The sequence below is a fragment of the Phormidium sp. CCY1219 genome, from assembly GCF_055795085.1.
Map to the genome: position 1 here is coordinate 1 of NZ_JAYFEQ010000745.1, position 23,005 is coordinate 23,005.

The window sequence follows — 23,005 nt, forward strand, 5'->3', positions numbered from 1 at the left end:
TTTAGGCTGGTCAGGTGGTTAGAAGTACAAGCCCCTGGCTTTAGACATGGGGTTGGTTTCTACGGAGTCCCTGACGCCGTTCTTGCGAGTTTACCTCAAACTCGAGATAGTCTTCCGGGGTGTAAAGTTTTTTTTGTTCGGCTTGCACGAGCATTTGAGTCAGTCCTCCCTCTGGGGATAAGTTGCGCGTCAAATCAGTGTTTTTGTCTGGTTCTTCTCTTTTGACGGTTGGTGTTGTCTCTGGAATAATTGTAGATCGTAGTTCTCGGGTAGGGGGAGGTATTCAAATTACCGAGATTGACTGTCTCGGTGGGGCGATCGCTCCCCAGAACTCCTTGAAACGGGTGCAAATTAGTTTGCAGGTTGGAGACGCGATTCCGAAGCGTCTCTACGGGGAGGCGGGGCCTGGGAATGCAGCGTTCCCCCTGGGGGGCACGAGTCATGGGCGTTGATCCCCATTGTAGCCGCGATGTCGCCCGCCCAGTTAAAACGATCGCCGTCTGAGTACGTTTAACAGCTTGGTGAGGCTGTCGGGAAGGGGGGCGATCGCTTCGAGGGTTTCTCCGGTTTCGGGATGTTCCAAAGTGAGACGCCATGCGTGCAGGGCTTGTCCGGGGAGGTTGACGCCCACCGATCGCCCGCTGGCGTATAGGGGATCGCCGACAATCGGATGTCCCATGTCAGCACAGTGGACGCGAATTTGATGGGTGCGTCCGGTTTCTAGGCGAAAGTGCATTACTGTATAATTTCCCAGTCGTTCTTGCACCTGCCAGTGGGTGACGGCGGGCCTTCCGCCTTTTTCTACCGGGACGATCGCCATTTTTTTGCGATCGCGTTTGTGGCGTCCGATGGGTCGGTCGATGGTACCGCTTTCGGCTTTGGGCGCACCGTAGAGGATGCCGAGATATTCCCGTTTTGCGGTTTTGGCTTTGATTTGCCCTTGCAGGTGTTGGTGGGCGCGATCGGTTTTGGCGATCGCGATCGCTCCTGTGGTGTCTTTATCCAGTCGGTGGACGATTCCGGGACGCTGCACGCCGCCAATTCCCGATAAATTATCACAATGTGCTAACAGTGCGTTGACTAGGGTATCCTCTTCATGGCCCGGTGCTGGATGTACCACCACTCCCGCCGATTTGTTGAGAATAATCAAACTGTCGTCTTCATACAGAATATCCAAGGGCATCTCGGTGGGCCGCAGCTCTAACGGTTGTGCGGGGGGAATTTCGATGGCGATGCGATCGCCGTGGCGAACTGTGGCTTTTTTTGAGGTGCAAATTTCTTGGTTGACTTTGACGCAATTTTGTGCTATGAGCTGCTGGATGCGCGATCGCGATAAATCCGGGACGCGATCGGCGAGGTAGCGATCGAGTCGGGTGGCACTTTCTTCAACAATAATAATTTCTGTCATTGGCGATCGAATAGAACATAACCGGGTTTTCCCGTCCTTTCTCTGTCGGCGCGACGTCTCGTCCTCCACCTGCTCTTTGAACGGTTATTCGGTGGGATTTGACTCCCACCGAATCCACTGGCAAGATTTCTATTTTATCCGAAAATCGCCATTCGGAAACGGGTATTTTTTTGCCTCGGCTCATATCCCGCACTCGCCACGGACCCTGGCTCACCTGTTCCCCCATCCCACTGATTCTTCCTGGGGAATGTCCCTCTCTAGATAGACGACACTGGGGATTTCTCCTTTTAAAGTAATTCCTAACGAGCGGGCTAATGACAAAAATTTCATCCCGAAAACATTTCTTTATTTTAGCAGTTACCCAGGAAATTCATATGGCTGATACAACCATTAAAAAAGTAGACTCTGCTCACTCCCCCCACGGCGAGATGGGCCAGAAATATCTTGCGGCGGGCAAGTCTCTTTCTATGCGGCTTTGGGAAGAAGAACCGGGCGAGTCTAAACCGGAAGTAAGCCGGGATTACGAAACCGTGGGTTACGCGATCGCCGGTCGCGCTGAGCTTTACATCAACAGTCAAATGGTATTGCTCGAACCTGGCGATTCTTGGGTGGTTCCCAATGGGGCCAACCACACCTATAAAATTCTGGAGCCTTTTAAAGCCGTTGAGGCGACTTCCCCGCCAGCGCGCAGTCACGATCGCGATGAAACTTAAGTCCAATCCGGTGGCGAGACCTACCTCTGGCCTCGCTTTTTCTCCCGTTTCATCTCTCCCCCTTCCCCCCTGTTGGCCGATCGCTTCCGGGGGGTGGCGGGGAAGAAAATTTTTCCTAAAAAAAAGGATTTGTCCTTGACAAGGGAAAAATTGTTTGCTAATCTAGATTATAATGGGAATAGTGGCAAAATTAAAAATTTTGCCACTATTCCCATTATGAATATATGGTATCGCAAATTCTGAGAAAATGCAAGGCCGGGAAGAAAAAAAAGCGGCCAAAAATTTTAACTTTTTTTTTTGAGTTGCATGATATAAAAATCTCCGAACAAGAGAAGGGAACAGAAGTATCTTGTCCGGAGAAAAGGAGAGTGAAGAATTTAACGGGATTGGTTGAAGAAATTGCCGGCAAAGCTAATAGCGTCAGCGATATCCACATCGCCATCATTATCGGCATCTAAAAAGCTATTGAGGACGGGATTGCCGCCGCGTTGGGGGTCGTCTGCGCTTGCGCCACTTTGCAGTAAATTCAGCACTACGGGGATAAGCAGGGGAAGCATAGATTGGATTTGCTGTGCGTTTAAGCCAGTGCGGGCGCAGAGGGTTTCGATGAGTTGAGAAATTTGCGGGGCGGAGAATAAAGCAGCGATCGCGGAAGAATTAGCCGAAGTGCCGCTAAACTGGCTGACAATGGATTGTACCATATCGCTGCCGCCGGCGTCCCGTTTTTCCTGCAGAGCCGATCGCACGAAAGTGCCCACCGTCGAGAGCATAGTTTGGGTAGTTGCAGGATCGGTATTGTAGGTGCTGCTGAGTTGCTGTACGGTACTGAGAATCGTACCCAGTTGATTGGAACTCGCTTGCTGAGAGGGATTATTCAGCGCACCAGCAATTTGGTCAAAAAGGCCCATAGTATTTTACTCCACCATAATAAAAACATTTGCAGTGAATCGGGCAACAGGTATCGCGAGAAAACCCGACACCCCACCCTACTTCTAGAGTAAAGCAAATCGGGACATCTATGAGGAGAGAAGAAGCGCACGAAAGGCTTCCGGAGAAAAGTTTGAGGAGGGGAAATTTTTATCTCCTCGATGAGGAGTGGGCACAGAAGGGAGCAAAACCACCACTACACTCCAAGTTATTTTAAAATAGTGCAGTAGAGGGAAGCAGTGCTGACGCAGACGACGGGCGACAGAATTTTCCCTTACTCAGGGTGTCTTGGAAACAGTGGCGCAGGGAGAAAAAAAGATGGGTAATTCATGCAGAAAAAACAATCATTGCAGTGGGCGGATATTTGGGGAACAGGGGTTTCACCGATCGCTCACCATTGGAATAAAAACACTCCTCGTTCTGAGTGGACTCGGAGTGCCATTCGCCTTCCATGCAGTAGCCCAGGGGCAAATCATCCCCGATCGCAGCCTACCGAGCAACTCCGAAGTCACCCCCCAAGGGAACAGCCGCATCATCACCGGCGGAACCCAACGCGGAGGGAACCTATTCCACAGCTTCAAAGAATTTTCCCTCCCCACCAATCGAGTAGCACAGTTCGAGAACCAGCCAAACATACAAAACATTGTGACCCGAGTAACCGGAGGAAAAATCTCCCAGATTGACGGACTAATCCAAACCAACGGAAGCGCCAACCTATTCCTACTCAACCCGAATGGAATAGTATTCGGACCCAACGCCCAACTCAACATCGGCGGGTCATTCGTAGCCACCAGCGCCGAAGCCATAGAATTAGCCGACGGCACCACATTTGGGGGAATAGACCCAGAAGCCCCCCCATTATTAACCATCAGCACACCCGTAGGGCTGCAATTTGGAGAAAATCCCGGAGCGATTATCAACCGATCGCGCGCCACAGACAGCAGCGGTGCGATCGCCCGGATGCAAGTGACACCCGGACAAACCCTTGCCCTAATTGGCGGCCACGTAACCCTCGAAGGCGGGCAAATGCAAGCCCCCTCCGGACGCATCCACATTGGCAGCGTAGGGGACAAAGCCAAAGTCAGCCTCCGGGTCACAGAAAACGGAATAGCAGCAGGATACGAAAGCGTAGGAGACTTTCGAGACATTCAACTCTTGCAGCAAAGTGTCGTGAGTACCAGTGGCCAAGGTGGCGGATCCGTAGAATTGCAAGGGCGACAGATACAGGTGCGCGACGGTTCCCAAGTATTAGCGATCGCCCGAGGAGCGCAACCCGGAGGCACCTTACGCCTACAGGCCAAGGAATTCGTAGAAATCAGCGGTACCAACCCAGAAAACTTTACCATCATCGCCAGCGACACAATGGGAACCGGTGCGGGAGGAGACCTAACCGTAGAAACCCGGCAATTCTTACTACAAGGCACAGCATTTTTATCCACCACCGCCTTTGGAGAAGGTGCGGGGGGAAATCTGAGCGTGCGGGCAATCGACGGAGTAAACTTAATCGGAATTGGCCTTGAATCTCTCAACCAATTTTTAGGCGGTGGATTGAGCGGACAACTGCAACCGAGCGATCGCATTAGCGGACTATTCGCCGGAACCGCCGGACTCGCCCCCGGGGGGAACATAACCATCCAAAGCGATCGCATCGGCATGTATAACGGCGCGATCGCCTTCAACCCCACATTTGGCAGCGCACCCAGCGGCGAAATCAACCTCTTTGCCAGTCATGCCATCGAAGCGATCGGCGCAGGAGCATTTACCAACACCGCCCTTGGAAGCACCGGATCCGCAGGAAACTTAACCATACAGACCAGCCAGCTTACCATCCGAGATGGCAGCGTCTTTTCCACCGCCACCTTGGGCAATGGCGCAGGAGGCGACATCCTGATTCGAGCCTCAGAATCCGTAGAAGTGTCCCGAACCCTACCCGGAACCCTGCTACCCACAGGCATCTTAAACAATACCCTATTCGGCATCGGCATAGGGGGAGACATCCGCATCGAAACCAAACGCTTAATCAATCGCCAAGGAGCATTAATCGTCGCCAACAGTGGCGGGATAGTCGGTACCGACGTAATTCCCCTCGGCGGACCCGGAGGAAACATCCTCATCGAAGCCAGCGAATCCATAGAAATCCTAGGAGTATCCGCCGATGGTTTTACCACCAGCGGTCCGGGAACCACCACCTTCACCGACAGTCCCGCCGGAGACTTGACCCTAATTACCGGCACCCTGAGTATCGGCGATGGCGCAATTCCCTCCAGTGCGAGCCTCGGTGAAGGTGCGGGGGGAACCCTGACAGTGAATGCCTCCGAGTCGGTAGAAGTGTTTGGCACCTCCCCCATAACCGGATTGCCCACCACCGTTGTAGCCTCCTCCGGGCGCGCCGACTTACCGCAGGTGCAAGCCATCGGCGCAGGAGGAGACGTGAGAATAACCACCCCCGAATTGCGCGTGCGAGACGGTGCCAGCCTGGATGTGAGAAGTCTCGGAGCGGGAAACGCCGGAACCCTGGAAATTGTAGCCGGGTCAGTTCGCTTAGAGCGCGAAGGGAGTTTAAACGCAGCCACCGTATCCGGGGCCGGGGGCAACATTCAGGTGCGATCGCCGGATATTCGGTTAAGCGATCGCAGCAGCATCACCACCAACGCCGGAAACACCAACGGCGGAAACATCACCATCGACACCGAAACCTTAACCGCATTAAACAATAGCGACATCACCGCCAACGCCCTAGAAGGTCGCGGAGGTCGCGTCAGCATCACCGCCGAAGGCATCTTCGGCACCGAATTCCGAAGCGCACCCACCCCCGCGAGCGACATCACCGCCACCTCCCAACTCGGCCCCCAGTTTAGCGGTACCGTAGAAATCAATACCCCAGAAACAGACAGCAGCTTGGGAATCGTAGAACTAGAAAGCGCTCCGGTGGATGTGTCCAAACTAATCGCCCAAAACTTCTGCGTAGTGGGTCAAGGCAGCGAATTCACCATTACCGGTCGCGGCGGGTTGCCTACCTCTCCCAACGAAGCCCTGGATGCTTCCGTAGTATTAGAAGACTTGCGAATTGTTCCCACCAGCCCCGCGCAAACCTCACAACCCCCCTCCCCATCCCCCGCCCTTGCCTCCGTTTCCCCCAGTGGCCAGCGGTTGGTGGAAGCCCAAGGGTGGGCGATAAACGCACAAGGAAAAGTGGTTTTGGTAGCACAACCCACCAGCGTTACCCCCCACAGCGATTGGATGAGCCTCCCGGGTTGTGGGAAATTATATAAAGAACCGGGCGACTAACAGTTGCGGCGGCGCAACCTAAGTCTGCCATCGCAGACGACTACCTGCATGCTGCCTGCAAACCCGATTGTTTATCTTCTCTTACCATATTTTTCTTTTCATGTCAAGATATAGCCGAAAAATATAATGCCAAAACCGAGAGATTTCCGATGGATTGTCGCCGCCTTCTTAAGCTTTACCCTCAGCATGACCCTTCATGCTGCATGGGTCGCTCATCGCGCCTTTCCCGCCGACCCACCCCCGGCAAATGCGATCGCCGAAAATCAACCCCAAACCACATTAACTGCTGGGAAAAAAGAATACGACGCCGGACGATTTGCTGCAGCAGTTCGGGTGTGGGAACGGGCGGCGGCAGAGTTTTCTACCCAAAACAATCCCCTGGGAGAAGCGCAGGCATTGAACTTTCTATCCTTAGCTTATCAGCGGTTGGGAGAGTATGAAAAAGCCAGTGCCGCGATCGCAGCCAGTCAAAACGCGATCGCAACTTATCCCCCAGAACAACCGCAAAGCCAAATCATCCGCGCCCAACAATTAAACACCGCCGGTCGGCTGCAATTCTTCCTCGGACACACCGAAAACGCCCTAGACCTTTGGCAACAAGCAACCCAAATGTATCGTAACGTGCCAGACGAATGGGGAACCCTACTCAGTCAAATCAATCAAGCCCGCGCCATGCAAGTTTTAGGACTACACGCCAAAGCCACCAAAACCCTACTCGAAATCGAACAAACCCTAGACAAACAACCCGACACCTCATTAAAAGCTGCCAGGTTGCTGACCCTGGGAAATTTGCGGCGACAAGTCGGAGCATTAGAAGACTCCGAGAGAATTTTGCAGCAAGCTCTCGAGGCAGCAAATCGGGGGCGATCGCCACAACAAATCAGCGCCATCCTATTAAGTTTAGGCAATACATTACAAGCCAAAAAACAACCAGAATCCGCCTTAAACCTTTATCGACAAGCCGTAGCCGCCGCCTCACAAACCCGCGACCCCATGTTGCAATTACAAGCACAATTAAACCAACTGCATATCTTGCTAGAAATAGGGCAATGGGAGTCAGCAGAAAGCTTAGCCGCGCAAATTCCCGAACCCTTGAGCATTTTGCCCCCCAGTCGCCCCACAGTTTACGCCCAGGTGAATTTAGCCCGCGCTGCAATATGTTTGCAACAGAAAAATCCCGCTTGTTTGACCTCAGAAGAATTGCTCCAGGAGACATCACAGCAGGAAATTATCGGCGATACCGAAACGATTATTTCGATATTAGAACGAGGAGTAGAAGCAGCGCGAAAATTGGACGATAGGCGATCGCAATCCTATGCCCTAGGGAACCTAGGTCGCTTATATGAAAAAATCGGACAACAAAGCGCCGCACAAAAACACACCGAAGCCGCATTAAACTTAGCCCAGGGGATACAAGCATCAGATATTGCCTATCAGTGGCAATGGCAACTAGGAAGAGTGAGGGTAAAAAAAGGAGACAAAACAGGTGCGATCGCCCCATATACCCAAGCAGTACGCACCCTACAATCGCTTCGCAGCGACCTAGTAGCCATCGAACCAGAGGTGCAATTCTCCTTTCGCGAAACCGTCGAACCCGTTTATCGTCAGCTTGTAGCATTGCTCCTCGACAGCACCCAGGGCGCTTCCGTCCAGCTAAAACAACAGTATCTCACACAAGCCCGCCAAACCCTCGAATCCCTGCAACTAGCAGAACTAGACAACTTCTTCAAAGACGCTTGTTTGGACGCCCAACCGCAGCAAATTGACGAAATAGACCCCACCGCCGCCGTATTCTATTCCGTCATTTTGCCAGACCGATTAGCCGTCATCCTCTCCATCCCCGGCGACAACCTGCGTCACTACGAAACCCCCATCACTCAACGCCAAGTCGAAACAACCTTAGCGCAACTGCAACAATTCCTCAGCCCTGCATTTTCCAACAAGCGGCGCTTGCAACTGTCGCAACAACTGTATGACTGGTTAATTCGACCCGCGCAAGCCAGTTTAGCGAATCGGGAGATTCAAACCCTGGTTTTCGTACTCGATGGCGTCCTGCGGAATTTACCCGTAGCCGCCCTGTATGATGGAGAAAGCTACTTAATCGAAAAATACAGTCTCGCCCTCACCCCTGGATTGCAATTGCTCGCGCCGCAACCCTTGCAACGAGAGCAAATCCAAGTTTTGAGCGGGGGACTCACCGATGCCCGTCAAGGATTCGACCCATTACCCGCAGTAGAATTAGAATTGCAGCAAATCGCCACTCAAGTAAGTGAAGCGCAAGTTTTGTTGAACGGGGATTTTACCGAATCGAATCTAGCCAGTCAGATAGACCGAGTAGACTTCCCCGTCATTCATTTAGCGACTCACGGTCAGTTTAGCTCGAATTCCGAACAGACATTTATTCTCACCTGGGATGATAAAATTCAAGTCACCGAATTTGAGGCATTGCTACAAACCCGGCAAGATGGATTTTCCACCCCGATCGCATTATTGGTCCTGAGTGCCTGTCAGACAGCGACAGGAGACAAGCAAGCCGGATTGGGATTAGCAGGGGTAGCCGTGCGATCGGGGGCGCGATCGACCCTAGCAACCCTGTGGTCCGTGAACGATGCCTCCACCGCAACCCTAGTAACCGAGTTTTACCGCAACCTACTCCGCGACGCAGGCCCGGGCGCAACGGACACCTCTCCCCCCATGACCAAAGCACAGGCCCTTCGTCAAGGGCAGTTAGCCTTGTTAAATGAGGATAAATACTCCCATCCGTTTTATTGGGCACCCTTTGTTTTGGTGGGAAATTGGTTGTAGAGTCGGAGTGACTATGCGTTTAAATTGCATGTTAAATTTCAATTTAAACCCCGTATTGTGGGCAGCTAATCCCCTAAAAGTATGCAAACTAAATGTGGTTGCGGTCGGAAAATAATAGGTGAATTTCCGGGAAAGGGCTACGCCAAGGTGCCACAGAATGTAAAGAAATTATAAGTTGAAACTACTTTCAACTCTGTGGGGCTGCAAAACAGGGTCTAGGTTCGCCTGGGAAGGGAAAACTTTGCAAAACTTTTACAATTGCCGGGTAAATAGTTGCACGAATAGCGCAAAAAATCAGGGGGCAAAAAGGTGTAATGACTGAAGTTAAGCGCGTTTTGCTTGGGGGTTCGCAGAACAACATCCGAGGAGGATAAAAGGGAGTTTTGCGCCAAAATGTAAAGGAACGGTAAAGCTCAAGCCGTAGAACGGGTTCAAAATCGTCCCCTTAAAATTACCTAGAGTTATAAAATTTGATATAGTAGTAAAAGAGGTCAGCAGGGTGTTAAATGTCGCAGAGATAAAATCCTCTTTAATCGCCGATAAATCAATCCGATTAATTCAAGCAATTCGCAAGCAGCAAGGAGTTGAACAATGGCATCAACAAACTCGTCGGTTTCAGTGGCAATTTTTTCCATCGCCCTGTCAGTAAAATTCGCCCTAATGGCTGGCTTACCCACCCAAGCGCAAGTTTCCGCCCCCAATCCACTATCCGAGAAAACCGTGGCTAGCATTACCTTCGAGCCACCGGATAACCAAACCCTGGAAGATTCCGCCGGGGGAGCATCTCGCAGTGGCGGATTCTGTCCCCAAGATGGGATGATGGAAGGACCATCGGTGACGCCAATCTTGCCAGAAACCAAGCAAGGATTAACCCTATCCGATCGCCCCACGGTATTCGCCTACATTCCCCCTACCTCAGCGGCCCAGGGATATTTTATCGTCAAAGACAAAACCGAGGATTATTACTATCAAACCCAGGTTGAGATTCCCAACCAGGGAGGAATTATCAGCCTCACCCTCCCCCCAGAAGCATCCCCCCTGGAAACCGGGAAAACCTATCAGTGGTCGTTTGTGTTAGCCTGCGAAAACCCACCGAGAGCAGATAGTCCTCGGGTAGAGGGGTGGATTACCAGAACCGAAGCAAGCGCCACAGCGATGGGTCAACTCCCACCAGAAGTTTCGTTAGAAGCAGCGAGCCAATATGGCAAGGAAGGAATCTGGTACGATACCCTCAGCACCCTTGCCGAATTGCGCCGATCGCAACCGGATCGATATACCGCCGCCTGGGACAACTTCCTAAGCGAAAACGGACTCGAAGCGATCGCCAACCAACCCCTGATTCAATCCATAGCGCCCCCAAGCGCGATCGGCCATTAGGGGAGTTAGAATAGGGAGCTAATCCATTTTCCACCGCCAGGGACAAATCCCTCGCGTCTGCCTGGTAGCGCACCCTAGAATGGGAATAGGGGGCGCTATTGTTTTTTAGGGTACGATTTAAGCGATCGCACCAAAAACGAGCAGTGTGCCCAAACATAGCCCGTGATTTCCCTAAAGCGCCTAGATGGTATTAAAATCGAAGCTATGGCAATGGCGTGCGGTATTGGTAACAGCACCGACAGTGGCGGGTTTCGTCATTGCCACCAGTGCGGCTGGATGGTTCCAGGATCCCGAACTCGGGATGCTCGATCGCTTTTTTCGCCTGCGTCCCCCACAACCCGCCGACACCCGCATCGCCATCGTCACCATAGATGAATCGGACATCACGAATGTGGGACAGTGGCCCATGTCCGATGGAACCCTGGCGCAATTACTGAATAACATTAAACAACAACAACCCCTGGCAATTGGCTTAGATGTGTATCGCGATTTAAGTGTCGAACCGGGGCATGAGAAATTAGTAGAACTGTTTGAATCCACCGAGAATTTAATCGGCGTCGAGAAAATTATTGGCCATACCGTAGCGCCCCCTCCCAGTCTAGAGCGCAACGATCGCGTGGGAATTTCGGATTTAGTTTTAGATGCCGATGGCAAAGTACGGCGAGCTTTATTATCTCATAAAAACCAAGCGGGAGAAACTCAGTTAAGTCTCGGGGCGCGGTTGAGCTTGATGTATCTAGAAAGCAAAGGCATTCAGCTAGAAGTCGCAGATCCCGAACGGATGCACTTGCGCTTGGGCACAGCGTTATTTAAGCCGTTTAGAAAAAACGATGGCGGTTATGCGGGGGTCAATGCCGGTGGGTATCAGATGTTGTTGAATTTTCGCGGAACCCAGGACAATTTTCCCACGATTTCGATGACGGAGGTACTGGAAAATAACATTCCGCCGGATTTAATGCGCGATCGCATTGTGTTAATTGGGGCAACTGCGCCGAGTTTAAATGATTTTTTCTTCACCCCGGATATTTCCGGGGCTTTCCGCGAGGAGGGCAGTTGGTTTAAAAATCAACGACGGATGGCTGGGGTGGTGATTCATGCTAATTTAATCAGTCAAATGGTCGGTGGTGCTTTAGAAGGGCGTGCTTTTTTGCAAGTCTGGTCCGAACCCCTGGAGTGGATTTGGATTTTTGCCTGGTCCGCCGGGGGGGCGCTGTTAGCTTGGGGGTTGCGCGCCAGTCGCTTGTCTCAAAAACAGAGAAGATTTGGCAAAACTGTGGCGATCGTGTTGTTAGCAGGGGCGGGTGCGATCGCCATCGGTTATCTGGCATTTTTAAACAGTTGGTGGATTCCGGTGGTTCGCCCCCTGGTGGCGCTGTTTGCTTCGGCGATTATTGTCTCGGATTATAATAGCCGCAAATTGCTGCGCGATCGCGATCGGCGACTCACCCAATTTTTAGAAGCAGTTCCCGTAGGTATCACCGTGGTGGATACTGGGGGAAATGCCTATTTTTTCAATGAAAAAGCCAAGCAGATTCTCGCGCCTCATTTGCCCCGCAATGCCTCGGTGAGTGACATCGACCTGGCATGTCGCAGTTCTTTTACCAAGGGCGATCGCGACTCTGGAGCGTCGGAATTGCTCATCCAGCGGGCGTTAAGGGGGGAATCTACTACTGCCGACGATATTGAAATTTACAACGGCGATCGAGATATTCCCATCGAAGCTTGGGGAACGCCAATTTATGATGAGGAGGGCAATATATCTTTTGCGATCGTCGCCTTTCAAGATATCAGCGATCGTAAAAAAGCCGAACAAGAACGGCAAGCCTTCATCCAAAAACTCTCGGAACTCAACGAAGACTTAGAACGCTCTCTCGATGCCGAAATTCGATTAATTGAAGCCGCCGAACGCTTCGTCCCCAATCAATTTTTATCCTTCCTCGGTTACGAAAGCATTGCTGAAGTCAAACTCGGCGATGCGGTGGAAAAAGAAATGTCGGTTTTGTTTTGCGACATTCGCAATTTTACCACCTTATCGGAAGCAATGAGTCCGGAGGAGAATTTTAAATTTATCAATGCCTATCTTTCTCGCATGGAACCGGCGATTATCGAAAATAATGGGTTTATCGATAAATATATTGGCGATGCGATTATGGCGCTATTTGGCGGCGGCGCAGATGATGCGGTACAAGCAGGTATTTCTATGCTAAAATACTTGAGCGACTATAATACCACCCGAGGCAGACCGGGACGCCCCAAAATCAAAATCGGCATCGGCATTAATACCGGGTCTTTGATGCTCGGAACTGTGGGCGGAATCAACCGTCTCGATGGTACCGTGATTAGCGATGCGGTAAATTTAGCCTCGCGCATCGAAACGCTCACGAAATACTATGGGGTGGAATTGTTAATTACCCAGCAAACGTTTTTGCACCTACAAAATCCGGGAAAATACGACATTCGCCTCATCGATCGCGTCCAGGTAAAGGGCAAATCGGAACAAGTGACGGTGTATGAGATATTCGATGCCGATCCGCCGGAACTTCGCGAAGGCAAGTTAACCACCAAGTCGGAGTTTGAAAAGGCAATTTTATTATTTCATCTGAATAGTTTTAGGGAAGCACAGGGTTTATTTCAACGCTGTTTGAACGAGAATCCGGGGGATAAAGTGGCGCAAATTTATCTGGAACGCTGTAAGCAAGAAAGGAGCGATCGCCCCCTTCCAACCCAACCTTAAATCCTCCACTGCGCTTGGGTTTTGATTCATCCGGGAAAGGATTTTGCGTGACCTGCTTCTCGTTTTTCCGGCATTGGTATTAGAATCGAAAAATGGCATAAAATGGGCATTGCCCACCCTACAGAGAAACTGCCGCTTTAATGGGTAGGGTAATGGAAAACTCGGTTCCCATTCCCACCTCAGAGCAAACAATAATTTTTCCTCCATGTTTGTCTTCCACAATTTGCCGACTAATTGCTAACCCCAATCCGGTTCCCACCCCACGCGGTTTCGTGGTAAAAAATTGGGCGAAAATTTTCTCTTGGTTTTCCGGAGAAATCCCCGGCCCATTATCCGCAATTCTCACGTTAACCCACCGCTCATCGATTTGTTCCGTCGAAATGGTAATTTCTTTTCCCTTTACACCTTGAATCAGGGTTTGCTCGTCTAAGGCATCCACCGCATTACTGAGCAAATTCATAAAGACCTGATAGAGCAATCCCATATATGCCTCAATCGGGGGCAGATTGCCGTAATTGCGAATCACCTGGATGCTCTTTTTAATTCGGTTGTGCAAAATCAACAAACTACTGTCAATACATTCGTGCAAGTCCACCGGTTGGGGAATGTTTTCATCCAGGCGCGAGAAATTTTTCAAGCTCAAGGCGATCGCCCGCGCCCGTTGTGCCCCAACTTTCATCGACTGCAATATTTTAAACAAGTCTTCCTTGATAAACTCAATTTCAATTTCTTCCGCCCGTTCTTTCACTGCCGGCGGGGGTTCGGGAATCTCGGTTTCATAGGTATCGAGCAAATCGAAAATATCCTCGAGGTATTCTTCCGCCGGTGGGAGATTGCCGTAAATAAAATTAATCGGATTATTAATTTCATGGGCAACGCCAGCCAACATCCGCCCCAAACTGGCCATTTTTTCACTTTGAATTAACTGGCTTTCTTTTTCGTTTTCTAATTCTGAAATAAGGTGATTGACCTGGGCAATTAATTCGTTAAATGAGCTGGCCAAAACCCCAATTTCATCTTGGGTTTGAATCGGTGCTTTTAAGTTGAAATTAGATTCTTTCGCCACTTGCTGGGAAACCGCAGTTACCGCTTGAATGGGTCGCGCGATCGCCCAACTGATATAGAGCGCTAAGAGAATTGCACTCCCTACCGATACCAGCATGGTGACGCCTATAAACCATCGCCGAATCTTTCCCGCTTGCCATAACGCCAGTTTCGCTTGCTGCTGTTCTTCCTGCGCCGATGCCATCAGGGTTTGTAACTGCTGCGAAAACCGATTGAATCTCTCCACCGCAGGGCGATCGCTAAACCCTAAAAGCACTTGTTTCGCGTTAGTAATTTCTTCCGGTTCTAACGTTAATGGGGCAATTTCTTCGAGCAACAAATCTAGCTCTCGGGTGTAGGCTTCTACCACGCCTTTATACTCCTGCAACAGCGGTTCGAGACCGACAATCTTTTCCGGGTATTCCTTCAGTTCCCATAATTGCCCTCTCACACTCGCTACACTCTCAAGCCACTGATTCTTTTCTGCCTGAAATTCGGCGGGGGACATCTGACTAACATCATTAAGTTCTTGTCGATAAAACGGCACTTCTAAAGTGGCAATTCGCAAGCTCGTCAATAACGCTTGGCGATCGCTCGCTAGTGCAAATCGCTGCAACGCTTGCTCCTGATAGTAACTCCCGATCGCCACTGCAATTGTAGTTCCCACCAGCGCCACTCCCAAACTCAACAAATACCCCAGACTAATCTTTTGCCGAATATTGCAGCGCCCCCCAAATCCCATTATCCAATTCTGGAGTTTTTCTTTCCCCAATGTGCTACTATAATGATAGTCTTTTGAGTTTTTCATTCCGTTTACCCCCGGAAAATCCTGTAGTGCCAAAGGCGAGCCTTTTTAGCTTACGATGCAGCATAGCAAAAAGTCGTGCAAAAATTCAATCAACCCACCCAGTTTTCAGCTTTTCCACACCCCGTGAGGAAAAATTGAGAATTAACAATTGAGAATTAACAATTGAGAATTTAGAATTAATAGAATTAACGGGGGGATGGATTTGGGCACCGATCTGGTCAATTCTTCCCAAAAATTGCAAATCACAGATTGATAATTTACTAAATAAATGTTGTTAATTTCTAACTTTTAATTTTCAATCCATTTCCCCGGCTTCTCCAAGCAGGGGCGAGATTAAGATCGAAATAGTCCGATCGCTGAGAATACTTGTCATGCCTTTATCGCGCCTTTTAACCTTATTTGTGGGTATCGTCTTCATCTTAGGGATGATGCTGTGGCTGGTGAGTGCCATCTCCCGGCTTTACATGCAGATTAGTTTTTCCGCACCCCTGCTGGCGAACCTGCTGCTGTTGCTCGTCATCGCCCTGCTGATCGTGTTAATTGGGGCATTTATCTACTACCTGCGGCTGTTCCAGAACCCCAAAACCGGGCGAGGGCGGCGCAGACGCAAGCTAAAAGTCCCCGCCCACAAAGCCGATGCGGCGGGAGCCAACTTAAAAGCGGTTCGCCAACAAGTGGATAACATCCAAGACGAAGTAGCGCGACAAGAACTGCTGCAGCGATCGCGCGAACTCGAACAGAACTTATCGCGCCGGAATCTGCAAGTGGTGGTATTCGGGACCGGTTCGGCGGGGAAAACCTCCCTAGTGAATGCGTTACTCGGGCGCATGGTGGGGCGGGTGGATGCGCCGATGGGAACCACCGATGTGGGTCAAACCTATCGCCTGAAACTCAAAGGACTCGATCGCGAAATTTTAATTACCGATACCCCGGGAATTTTAGAAGCGGGAGTAGCCGGAACCGAACGAGAACGCTTAGCGCGGACCCTATCCACCGAAGCGGATTTACTGTTATTCGTGGTGGATAACGACCTGACGCGATCGGAATACGAACCCCTGCAAATGCTAGCCGAAATTGGCAAGCGCTCCATCGTGGTTTTAAACAAAAGCGACCGTTATCCCGAAGAAGAACGAGAAATCATTTTAGCCCACCTGCGCGATCGCGTAGAAAACTTCATCTCGCCAATGGATGTAGTGGCGATCGCCGCCAATCCCAGCGAAATCCGCCTCGAAAGCGGGGCCGTATTTCAAGCCGACCCAGATATCATGCCCTTAATTCGCCGCATGGCTGCCATTTTACGCGCCGAAGGAGAAGATTTAGTCGCCGACAATATCCTGCTGCAATCCCAACTTCTCGGCGAAGAAGCGCGGCGCTTAATCGATACCCAACAAAGACGACAAGCGGATAAAGTCGTCGAACGGTTTCAGTGGATCGGTGCTGGTGTAATTGCCTGCACCCCCTTACCCGTGATTGACGTACTTGCCACCGCCGCCGTCAACGCCCAAATGGTAGTAGAAATTGGTAAAATCTATGGGTGCGATATTAATCTCGAACGGGGCAGAGAATTGGCGCTTTCTCTCGGCAAAACCTTAGCCAGTTTGGGAATCGTAGAAGGGGCGGTGAAACTGATTACCGCCGCTTTGCAATTAAACTTAGGAACCTTTGTGGTAGGTAAAGCGATTCAAGGCGTCACCGCTGCGTATTTAACCCGCATTGCCGGCAAGAGCTTTATCGAATATTTCCGCCACGATCGCGATTGGGGGGATGGCGGCATGACCGAAGTAGTACAGCGACAGTTTCAGCTTACCAAAAAAGAAGAATTTGTCAAAGCATTTGTGAAAGATGCGATCGACCGCGTAGTGGAACCGTTGAAAATGAATTTGACCCTGGAAGACGAGGAAGCGTATGGAGAAGAAGGAGAGTATGAGTATGACGACTACGATTTACCCCCGCTGACGCGCTACGCCGAAGCGGAACAAGCTTCAGAAAGCAGAGAGCTTGCGGAGATAATGGAACAGGAGTATGAGGAATATGATGATTGGGAGTGGGATAGTCGCCGTCAGCAGAATGATGAGTGGTAAATCACCCCGAGAAAGTCAGAATTGAGAAGTTTGGCGTGGTTCTCGATTTGAGATATTTGCTCAATGGTTTAGCGGTTGGGTTTGATGAAGAAAAGCCAGGCGAAGAACCCGCCGAGGATGCCAGCAAGGGCGCTTGCACTCAAGACGATGGCGATCGGCGTCAGGGATTCCGGACCGGTCCAGGGTGAAGGTTCGATCGCCGCCGCATGATTCACCTGTGCCATCCAACTCGAAGAACTACAAGCCACCACTACAGCGGTTCCGAAGCCGACCCCCGCTACCGTGGCAAATTGTTGGAACTGGCGTGCTTCTTGCGCGTGGGAAATACTCACCATGCCGGCGATCGTGGCAATTAAATTTTCTTGTACTTCCAAGCAAGGACGCAAATTAGCATAATCTTTTTCCAGTTGTTTTTGATATTTCGCCTTAACAATATCGCTAAACTCTTGCAGGAATTTAAAATCATTGCTAACTTGGAAAAAGCTGCCTGCTTTTTTTTCAATTAGCATCACGTATTTTTCATAATGCAGCAAATTTATATCCAGAGTATGCTGATAGACTTCTAATGCATTAATTGTTTTGACAAAATCTGACAAAGTTATCGCATTTTTTTGTAAAGTTGACTGGAGTTGCGACCACTCTAAATTATAAATATTTTCAATAGAAGGCCCCATGCTATCGAACTCGACCAGGGTTTTCTCTTTCATCTCGCGGCTTTGAGTGTAAGCCCAGATAATTTTATTTCGGTAGCAAAATAAAAGCTTCCAATACTCGTAAAACTCAGCCGCTTGGGTCATTGCCTTCTGATTCGGATAGAGAATCATCACCAAATGACTATCCGGCTCAATTTTTTCCCACCGTTGCGGGGAGGCTCTCCAAAACTCCAGAACCGTTGCCCCTAAAAATTGTCCCTTTTCTTGATACTGCCAGCCTCGGTCGATTAAACTTTTATAAGCGCTTTCTGCTAGATGATGGACTTCATTTCTGCCGCCACTTTCCAACCATCCCGAGAGCATCCAAGTTTGGCCTATTTTTCCGGGCAATAAAAAATCATCGGGAGCTAATATTAAAAGTTTTTCCAGACAGCTTGCCAAATCTTTAATATCAAATTTTCCATCCACTGAGAGTTGGCATAGCAATCCATAGGTATCGTCTAAGGCAAAGCGATTGTAAGAACCTCCGATTTTTTCGTCTTCAAATTCTCCCGCAAATTTAAACTGTCCTGTTTCGTGGTTTTTGACATCTAAAAATTGGGCATATTCCCTATCCTCAGTCACCGGTGTGGAACTCAGGGAACCAGGAAGTTGCTGGGGCAATTTTTCCAGTACATATTGGTAGTTTTCTAAATTGTCTCTGGTCTCTATACCCAAACCTTCGCGAAGGTGATAGACAAATAGATCGAGAGTCGGAGAGACTAAATTTATCATCTCAATCGAGGTCATCAGTTGCTAGATAGTAAACAGTTTTCAGCGGGGATGCAAAGCCTGAGCCATGATAGGCCGATACCTGCTTTCTTGCTTCGGCGATCGCCGAAACGGAACGCGATTAGATGCTACCCGATTTCGCTGGAGTTTACGCTTTATAATAGCACTCCTGACATCCACCTCTGGGAGCAAGTAGCTTTCTCTCGGCGGCTAGGAAATTGGTAAAAATCCTTCACTGCCGCAGAAATACTGGGGTGGGTGGCAGCCTCAGTTTAATGCAACTCTATGGCCAGGAGTCAATAGGTTCTCACCCCTCGGGGAACTCAGGGTTGGCGAAATCGTTGTGTATTGAGTGTAGATTGTGCAGGGGCGAGGGGGGCGGGGAAGGGCAAGGAAGGGCGGCGAATGGCATCATCGCTGTTGCGATTATTCGGTTTGCAAACCCCCGACAATGCCAGGAGATTATCTGCGAAACCATCGGTGGAACCCCTGCCCGATACGGCGCAAAAGCTGCCAAACCCGGTAGAGGAATGAGCGGATGCGGGGACTGGGGCGGTGTTGCCCGGGGGTAGGGGGTGGTGGTGGGGAAAGCGCCTCGGTTCTGTGGCGCTGTGGGGGTTGGGGTTGCAATTCCAGCGCTGTTTCATAGCTGTCGATCGCCGCTTCATAGCGATGTAACCGCTTCAACGATCGGGCGCGATATTTCCAGACGGTGGCATCCGTCGGTTGCAAGGCGATCGCGCGATCGTAGCTGGCGATCGCCTCGTGAAAAGCCCCCAACTCGAACAGAGCGTGACCCCGATCTGCCCATGCTTGGGCATCCTGGGGATAACGCGCCACCATAGCGTCGCATGACTGGAGTCGAGCATTTTGCGCCACCGACGACTCCATCACCACTGGGGCGGGGGGCGGCGGCGTCAACTGGGCGAGGGCGATATCGAGCAGTGCTCGAGTTTCGCGAGATTGGGGTTGAATTTCCAACGCCCGCCGATAACAAGCGATCGCCGCTTCGTAGCGGTGCAAAAATGCCAGAGTTTCCCCTTTATTGTGCCACAGTTCGTAACCGTCCGGATGGAGGGCGAGGGCGCGATCGTAGCTGACAATTGCCGCTTCATAACGTCCCATTGAGGACAGACAGTTGCCCCGATTGTTCCAGGCGCAATGGTAATTCGGTTCGATAGCCACCGCGCGATCGAAACTCGCCACCGCTTCATCATAGCGCTGTAACATTTTCAGCGCCATGCCGCGATTGTTCCAGGCATCCGGATAATCCGGTTGAATTGCGATCGCCTTATCATAGCTGGCGATCGCTTCTTCATAGCGCTGTAATTGGTAAAGAGAACCCGCGCGATCGTACCACGCTTGCGGGTTGTTCATTTGAATTTCTATGCGGTGGATTTCCCCCCGCTTTTTCGGTGGCGTAGTGTTGGGGTTAAACCGGGGAGGGGGAAACTCCGAGGGTGGGGACATGGCGATCGGCTATCGGACTTAGGCTAAGGATTGATTAATCGAGTGCTTGATAATCGGCGATTTTCCATTCGCCATTGACCCGTTCTAAATTGTAGCGAATTAAATTCGTGGAAAAATCGCTTTTTTCGCGATTGATTTGGCCATTTTCGTAAAGGGTGTAATCCTCCGTGACTTGTGCCTCCACAGTTGCTTTATCTGTAGCGATTTCAAATCGATTCACCGACTCGATGCGCTGCACTCCATATTCATAAAATGCATTATTGTTTTGCAACCAATTTATAGCATTGAGGGAATCGGCGTATAAAATCCCGGTAGTCAGATTGCGGAGCAAGGCGCGATTGTAGGGAGGGGCAAACATTTGTTTTTTTGCCTCCAACCATCGGCGAATCAATGCCTCTGCGGCGGCGCGATCGAACGTGGGAGTGGGAGTAGGGGTTTCCGTGGGTTGAGAGGCGGGGTTGGTGAAGCATCCCGCATCTTGCAAATTCGCCCCCATCAAATTCGCATCTTGCCGTTGCCATCCACAAGTGTTGGCATTTGTCAAGACTGCATCTTTCAGATTTGCGCCTCGGACATCGGCTAAGCGCAAATTGGCATCGGTGAGATTAACTGCCAACAAATCCGCCGCAATCAGAGTGGCCCGGGTTAAGTTGGCTCCTCGAAGATTGGCATAGCGCAAGTCGGCGTTTCGCAGGGAAGCGCCTTGCAAGTTGGCACCGGTCAGATCGGCACCGCGCAAGTTGACTCCTTCGAGATCCGCACCGCGCAGATCGCATCTCGGGCAGCGCTGAGTTTCGAGCAGTTGCCGCACTTCCTCGGGATTTGCCCCGCGCGCGGCAGCAGCTAAACTGAGAGCAAACGTCGCAGTAAGTGTAGCAACTTTGGTGGCGTTCATAGGCAAGGAAAAAGCGCGACAGTAACCGACTCGACCAAGGCGGCGGGGTCTACCGGTGCGGGAACCATTTCCCCTCGGAAGTCGAGCAACTGAACCAGCAGCAAATAGGCGATCGCCAGAAAAATGGAAATGGCACCGGTAATAATTGCGACCACTTTAGAACGATCCATTGTAATTCCTCAAAACTGCAGTTGTAGGGTATTGTGACATTGCACCGAGCGATCGGCGCATTGGGTTGACCTTGCTGGGGTAGAATAAATTTTTGAGCGCTGCTCGAACGGCGCGCTTGTCCACTGATGTAAAATTCCACTTGCATCGGGAAACAATGCACAAGAGACGTTTTGCTGTAAGAGTGCTCAACGGGTATGGATTCAGTGGTTGATTGGCCTGTCGAACCGACGAAAGAGCAAGTCCCGGCGATCGAGACCTTCGAGTTAAAGAAGGTTTATCTGCGGGGGTTCTGGATGAATCAAAAAGTAGAAACCCTCAAAAATTGCTCCTTGACGGTGTACGAGGGAGAAACCTTCGGGTTACTCGGGCCAAATGGGGCCGGAAAAACGACCCTGCTCAAGATTTTGCTGGGTATTTTGCGTTCTAGCCGTGGGCGCGGGGTGGTGTTGGGGCGTCCCTTGGGCGATCGCGCCGTGCGCGAACGTCTCGGATATCTCCCAGAAAACCCTTACTTTTACGATTATCTGACAGGTTGGGAGTTTTTGCAGTTTAGCGCCAGTTTATTTCAAATTAACGGCAGGGAACAACGACACCGCATCAGCGAGTTGCTCGATTTAGTCGGGATTGCCAAGTCAGCGGCTCGCAATAAGCCACTGAAACAGTATTCCAAGGGGATGTTACAGCGCATCGGCATGGCGCAGGCACTAATTAATGACCCGGATTTGGTGTTTTTGGACGAACCAATGTCGGGACTCGATCCGTTAGGACGCTATCAAATGCGCGAGATTATTTTATCGCTTAAGGAGCAAGGCAAGACGATTTTTTTTAACAGTCATATTTTGGCCGATGTGGAGAAAATCTGCGATCGCGTCGCTATCCTCGCCCGAGGGGAATTGATTTGCATGGGAGCTTTGCCCGAATTGTTAGGCACCTCTGACGTTTACTATGTGGAAGGCACTGGCGGTAACACCGAAGTGCTGAAACAATGGTTGCCTGATTTAGACTTTGAAGAACAACGCTGGCACGGTCATTTAAAAGGGTCGCCCCAAGATTTCCTCGCCAGCTTGCAATTGATGGGGGCGAAATTGATTTCGATTCACTTGACGCGAGCCTCCTTAGAAGAATTTTTTGTCGGGCAACTGCGCGATCGCGGCATCACCGTCAGCCAGTGATTCTCTCAAAAGCTATTCCCCTTGAAAGATGCGCCATCCCCCTAGGTAATGCTATCCCTAAATTAAATAGAGATTGAAAGGATAGAAAACAGATGGCTGATATCGTAGAAACTGCTTCCCAAATCGGACAATTCAAAACCCTGATGACCTTAATCGAAGCAGCCGGTCTGGTGGATACCCTGAAGAGTTCTGGCCCCTACACCGTGTTTGCTCCCACCGATGAGGCATTCACCCAGCTTCCCTCCAACACCATCGCCACTTGGATGGAAGACCTGCCCAAACTGAAAAAAATCCTCACCTATCACCTGCTCAATGGGGACGTGCGGAGCGATAATCTCAGCGAATTAGACAGCGCTAAAACCCTTGAAGGATCTATCGTGGGGATCGATACCTCCGATGAAACGAAAGTCAACGACGCCAAAGTGCTCAGCGCAGACCGAATAACGGACAATGGCACGATCCATGCGATCGATAAGGTTCTGATGCCTTCCTTTGCTTAGGTATTGCCTAGGGCGATAAATCCCCTCGAGACCAGAATCGGGCAATTTTTCCGGGGTTTATCGCCAGCAAAAACAAGTCTTTATGAATCAATTTTATAACAGCGATCGGGATTGTTAAACTAAGCAATTCCGTCACCAGAACTACTCGTCTTCAGAACCGGACTTGAGACTTTCACCTCATCCGGCTC

At 50.6% G+C, this 23,005-nt stretch carries 16 protein-coding genes; 8 read left to right on the forward strand and 8 right to left on the reverse strand.

The genetic code is table 11. The annotated features are described in order from the left end of the window. Positions 1 to 40: 40 nt before the first annotated feature. Together AC0QH1_RS22715 and AC0QH1_RS22720 are read right to left on the reverse strand one after the other, a co-directional pair. Complete coding sequence (locus AC0QH1_RS22715) at positions 41 to 193, reverse strand: hypothetical protein (protein WP_324633646.1); 153 nt, start codon at positions 191 to 193, stop codon at positions 41 to 43. 291 nt (positions 194 to 484) lie between these two features. Further along, entirely contained in the window at positions 485 to 1,408 is a 924-nt protein-coding gene (locus tag AC0QH1_RS22720) for an RluA family pseudouridine synthase (protein WP_324633648.1), read from the reverse strand. 374 nt (positions 1,409 to 1,782) lie between these two features. On the opposite strand from AC0QH1_RS22720, the gene AC0QH1_RS22725 reads away from it, so the two are divergent. Next, positions 1,783 to 2,121 carry a cupin domain-containing protein gene (locus AC0QH1_RS22725; RefSeq protein ID WP_324633649.1) on the forward strand — a complete coding sequence of 113 codons (339 nt, stop codon included), beginning with the start codon at positions 1,783 to 1,785 and terminating at the stop codon, positions 2,119 to 2,121. 377 nt (positions 2,122 to 2,498) lie between these two features. On the opposite strand, the gene AC0QH1_RS22730 is transcribed toward AC0QH1_RS22725, so the two are convergent. After that, positions 2,499 to 3,029 carry a YidB family protein gene (locus AC0QH1_RS22730; RefSeq protein WP_324633650.1) on the reverse strand — a complete coding sequence of 177 codons (531 nt, stop codon included), beginning with the start codon at positions 3,027 to 3,029 and terminating at the stop codon, positions 2,499 to 2,501. A gap of 454 nt (positions 3,030 to 3,483) precedes the next feature. Here AC0QH1_RS22730 and AC0QH1_RS22735 point away from each other — a divergent pair, with 454 nt between their 5' ends. The 4 genes from AC0QH1_RS22735 to AC0QH1_RS22750 all read left to right on the forward strand — a co-directional run bounded on the left by AC0QH1_RS22735 (position 3,484) and on the right by AC0QH1_RS22750 (position 13,252). Beyond that, positions 3,484 to 6,336 carry an S-layer family protein gene (locus tag AC0QH1_RS22735; RefSeq protein WP_324633651.1) on the forward strand — a complete coding sequence of 951 codons (2,853 nt, stop codon included), beginning with the start codon at positions 3,484 to 3,486 and terminating at the stop codon, positions 6,334 to 6,336. Between the two features lie 126 nt (positions 6,337 to 6,462). Further along, entirely contained in the window at positions 6,463 to 9,141 is a 2,679-nt protein-coding gene (locus tag AC0QH1_RS22740; protein ID WP_324633652.1) for a CHAT domain-containing protein, read from the forward strand. Positions 9,142 to 9,732: 591 nt separating this feature from the next. Then, complete coding sequence (locus AC0QH1_RS22745) at positions 9,733 to 10,518, forward strand: DUF928 domain-containing protein (RefSeq protein WP_324633653.1); 786 nt, start codon at positions 9,733 to 9,735, stop codon at positions 10,516 to 10,518. Positions 10,519 to 10,702: 184 nt separating this feature from the next. Continuing rightward, entirely contained in the window at positions 10,703 to 13,252 is a 2,550-nt protein-coding gene (locus tag AC0QH1_RS22750; protein ID WP_324633654.1) for a CHASE2 domain-containing protein, read from the forward strand. A 118-nt stretch (positions 13,253 to 13,370) separates the two neighbouring features. Here the strand turns inward: AC0QH1_RS22750 and AC0QH1_RS22755 are convergent, their stop codons facing one another. Next, positions 13,371 to 15,104 (reverse strand): HAMP domain-containing sensor histidine kinase, encoded by a 1,734-nt coding sequence (locus AC0QH1_RS22755; protein WP_324633655.1) that lies wholly within the window; start codon positions 15,102 to 15,104, stop codon positions 13,371 to 13,373. A gap of 371 nt (positions 15,105 to 15,475) precedes the next feature. Here AC0QH1_RS22755 and AC0QH1_RS22760 point away from each other — a divergent pair, with 371 nt between their 5' ends. Next, positions 15,476 to 17,185: a YcjF family protein gene (locus tag AC0QH1_RS22760; protein ID WP_324633656.1), complete on the forward strand. Its 1,710-nt coding sequence runs from the start codon at positions 15,476 to 15,478 to the stop codon at positions 17,183 to 17,185. 68 nt (positions 17,186 to 17,253) lie between these two features. Here the strand turns inward: AC0QH1_RS22760 and AC0QH1_RS22765 are convergent, their stop codons facing one another. From AC0QH1_RS22765 to AC0QH1_RS22780, 4 genes are all read right to left on the reverse strand, one after another. After that, the gene (locus AC0QH1_RS22765) at positions 17,254 to 18,627 is read right to left on the reverse strand and encodes a hypothetical protein (RefSeq protein WP_324633657.1); all 1,374 of its coding nucleotides are present in this window, start codon (positions 18,625 to 18,627) and stop codon (positions 17,254 to 17,256) included. A 444-nt stretch (positions 18,628 to 19,071) separates the two neighbouring features. Beyond that, positions 19,072 to 20,079 (reverse strand): tetratricopeptide repeat protein, encoded by a 1,008-nt coding sequence (locus AC0QH1_RS22770; protein WP_324633658.1) that lies wholly within the window; start codon positions 20,077 to 20,079, stop codon positions 19,072 to 19,074. 34 nt (positions 20,080 to 20,113) lie between these two features. Further along, on the reverse strand, positions 20,114 to 20,974 hold the full coding sequence (locus tag AC0QH1_RS22775; RefSeq protein WP_324633659.1) for an IMS domain-containing protein: 861 nt from the start codon (positions 20,972 to 20,974) through the stop codon (positions 20,114 to 20,116). Next, the gene (locus tag AC0QH1_RS22780; RefSeq protein WP_324633660.1) at positions 20,971 to 21,144 is read right to left on the reverse strand and encodes a hypothetical protein; all 174 of its coding nucleotides are present in this window, start codon (positions 21,142 to 21,144) and stop codon (positions 20,971 to 20,973) included. Before AC0QH1_RS22780 ends, AC0QH1_RS22775 begins: the two co-directional genes overlap by 4 nt. A gap of 195 nt (positions 21,145 to 21,339) precedes the next feature. On the opposite strand from AC0QH1_RS22780, the gene AC0QH1_RS22785 reads away from it, so the two are divergent. Both AC0QH1_RS22785 and AC0QH1_RS22790 read left to right on the forward strand, forming a co-directional pair. After that, entirely contained in the window at positions 21,340 to 22,317 is a 978-nt protein-coding gene (locus tag AC0QH1_RS22785) for an ABC transporter ATP-binding protein (RefSeq protein WP_324633661.1), read from the forward strand. Between the two features lie 92 nt (positions 22,318 to 22,409). After that, positions 22,410 to 22,817, forward strand: coding sequence for a fasciclin domain-containing protein (locus AC0QH1_RS22790; RefSeq protein ID WP_324633662.1), 408 nt, complete (start codon positions 22,410 to 22,412; stop codon positions 22,815 to 22,817). Positions 22,818 to 23,005: the final 188 nt, after the last annotated feature.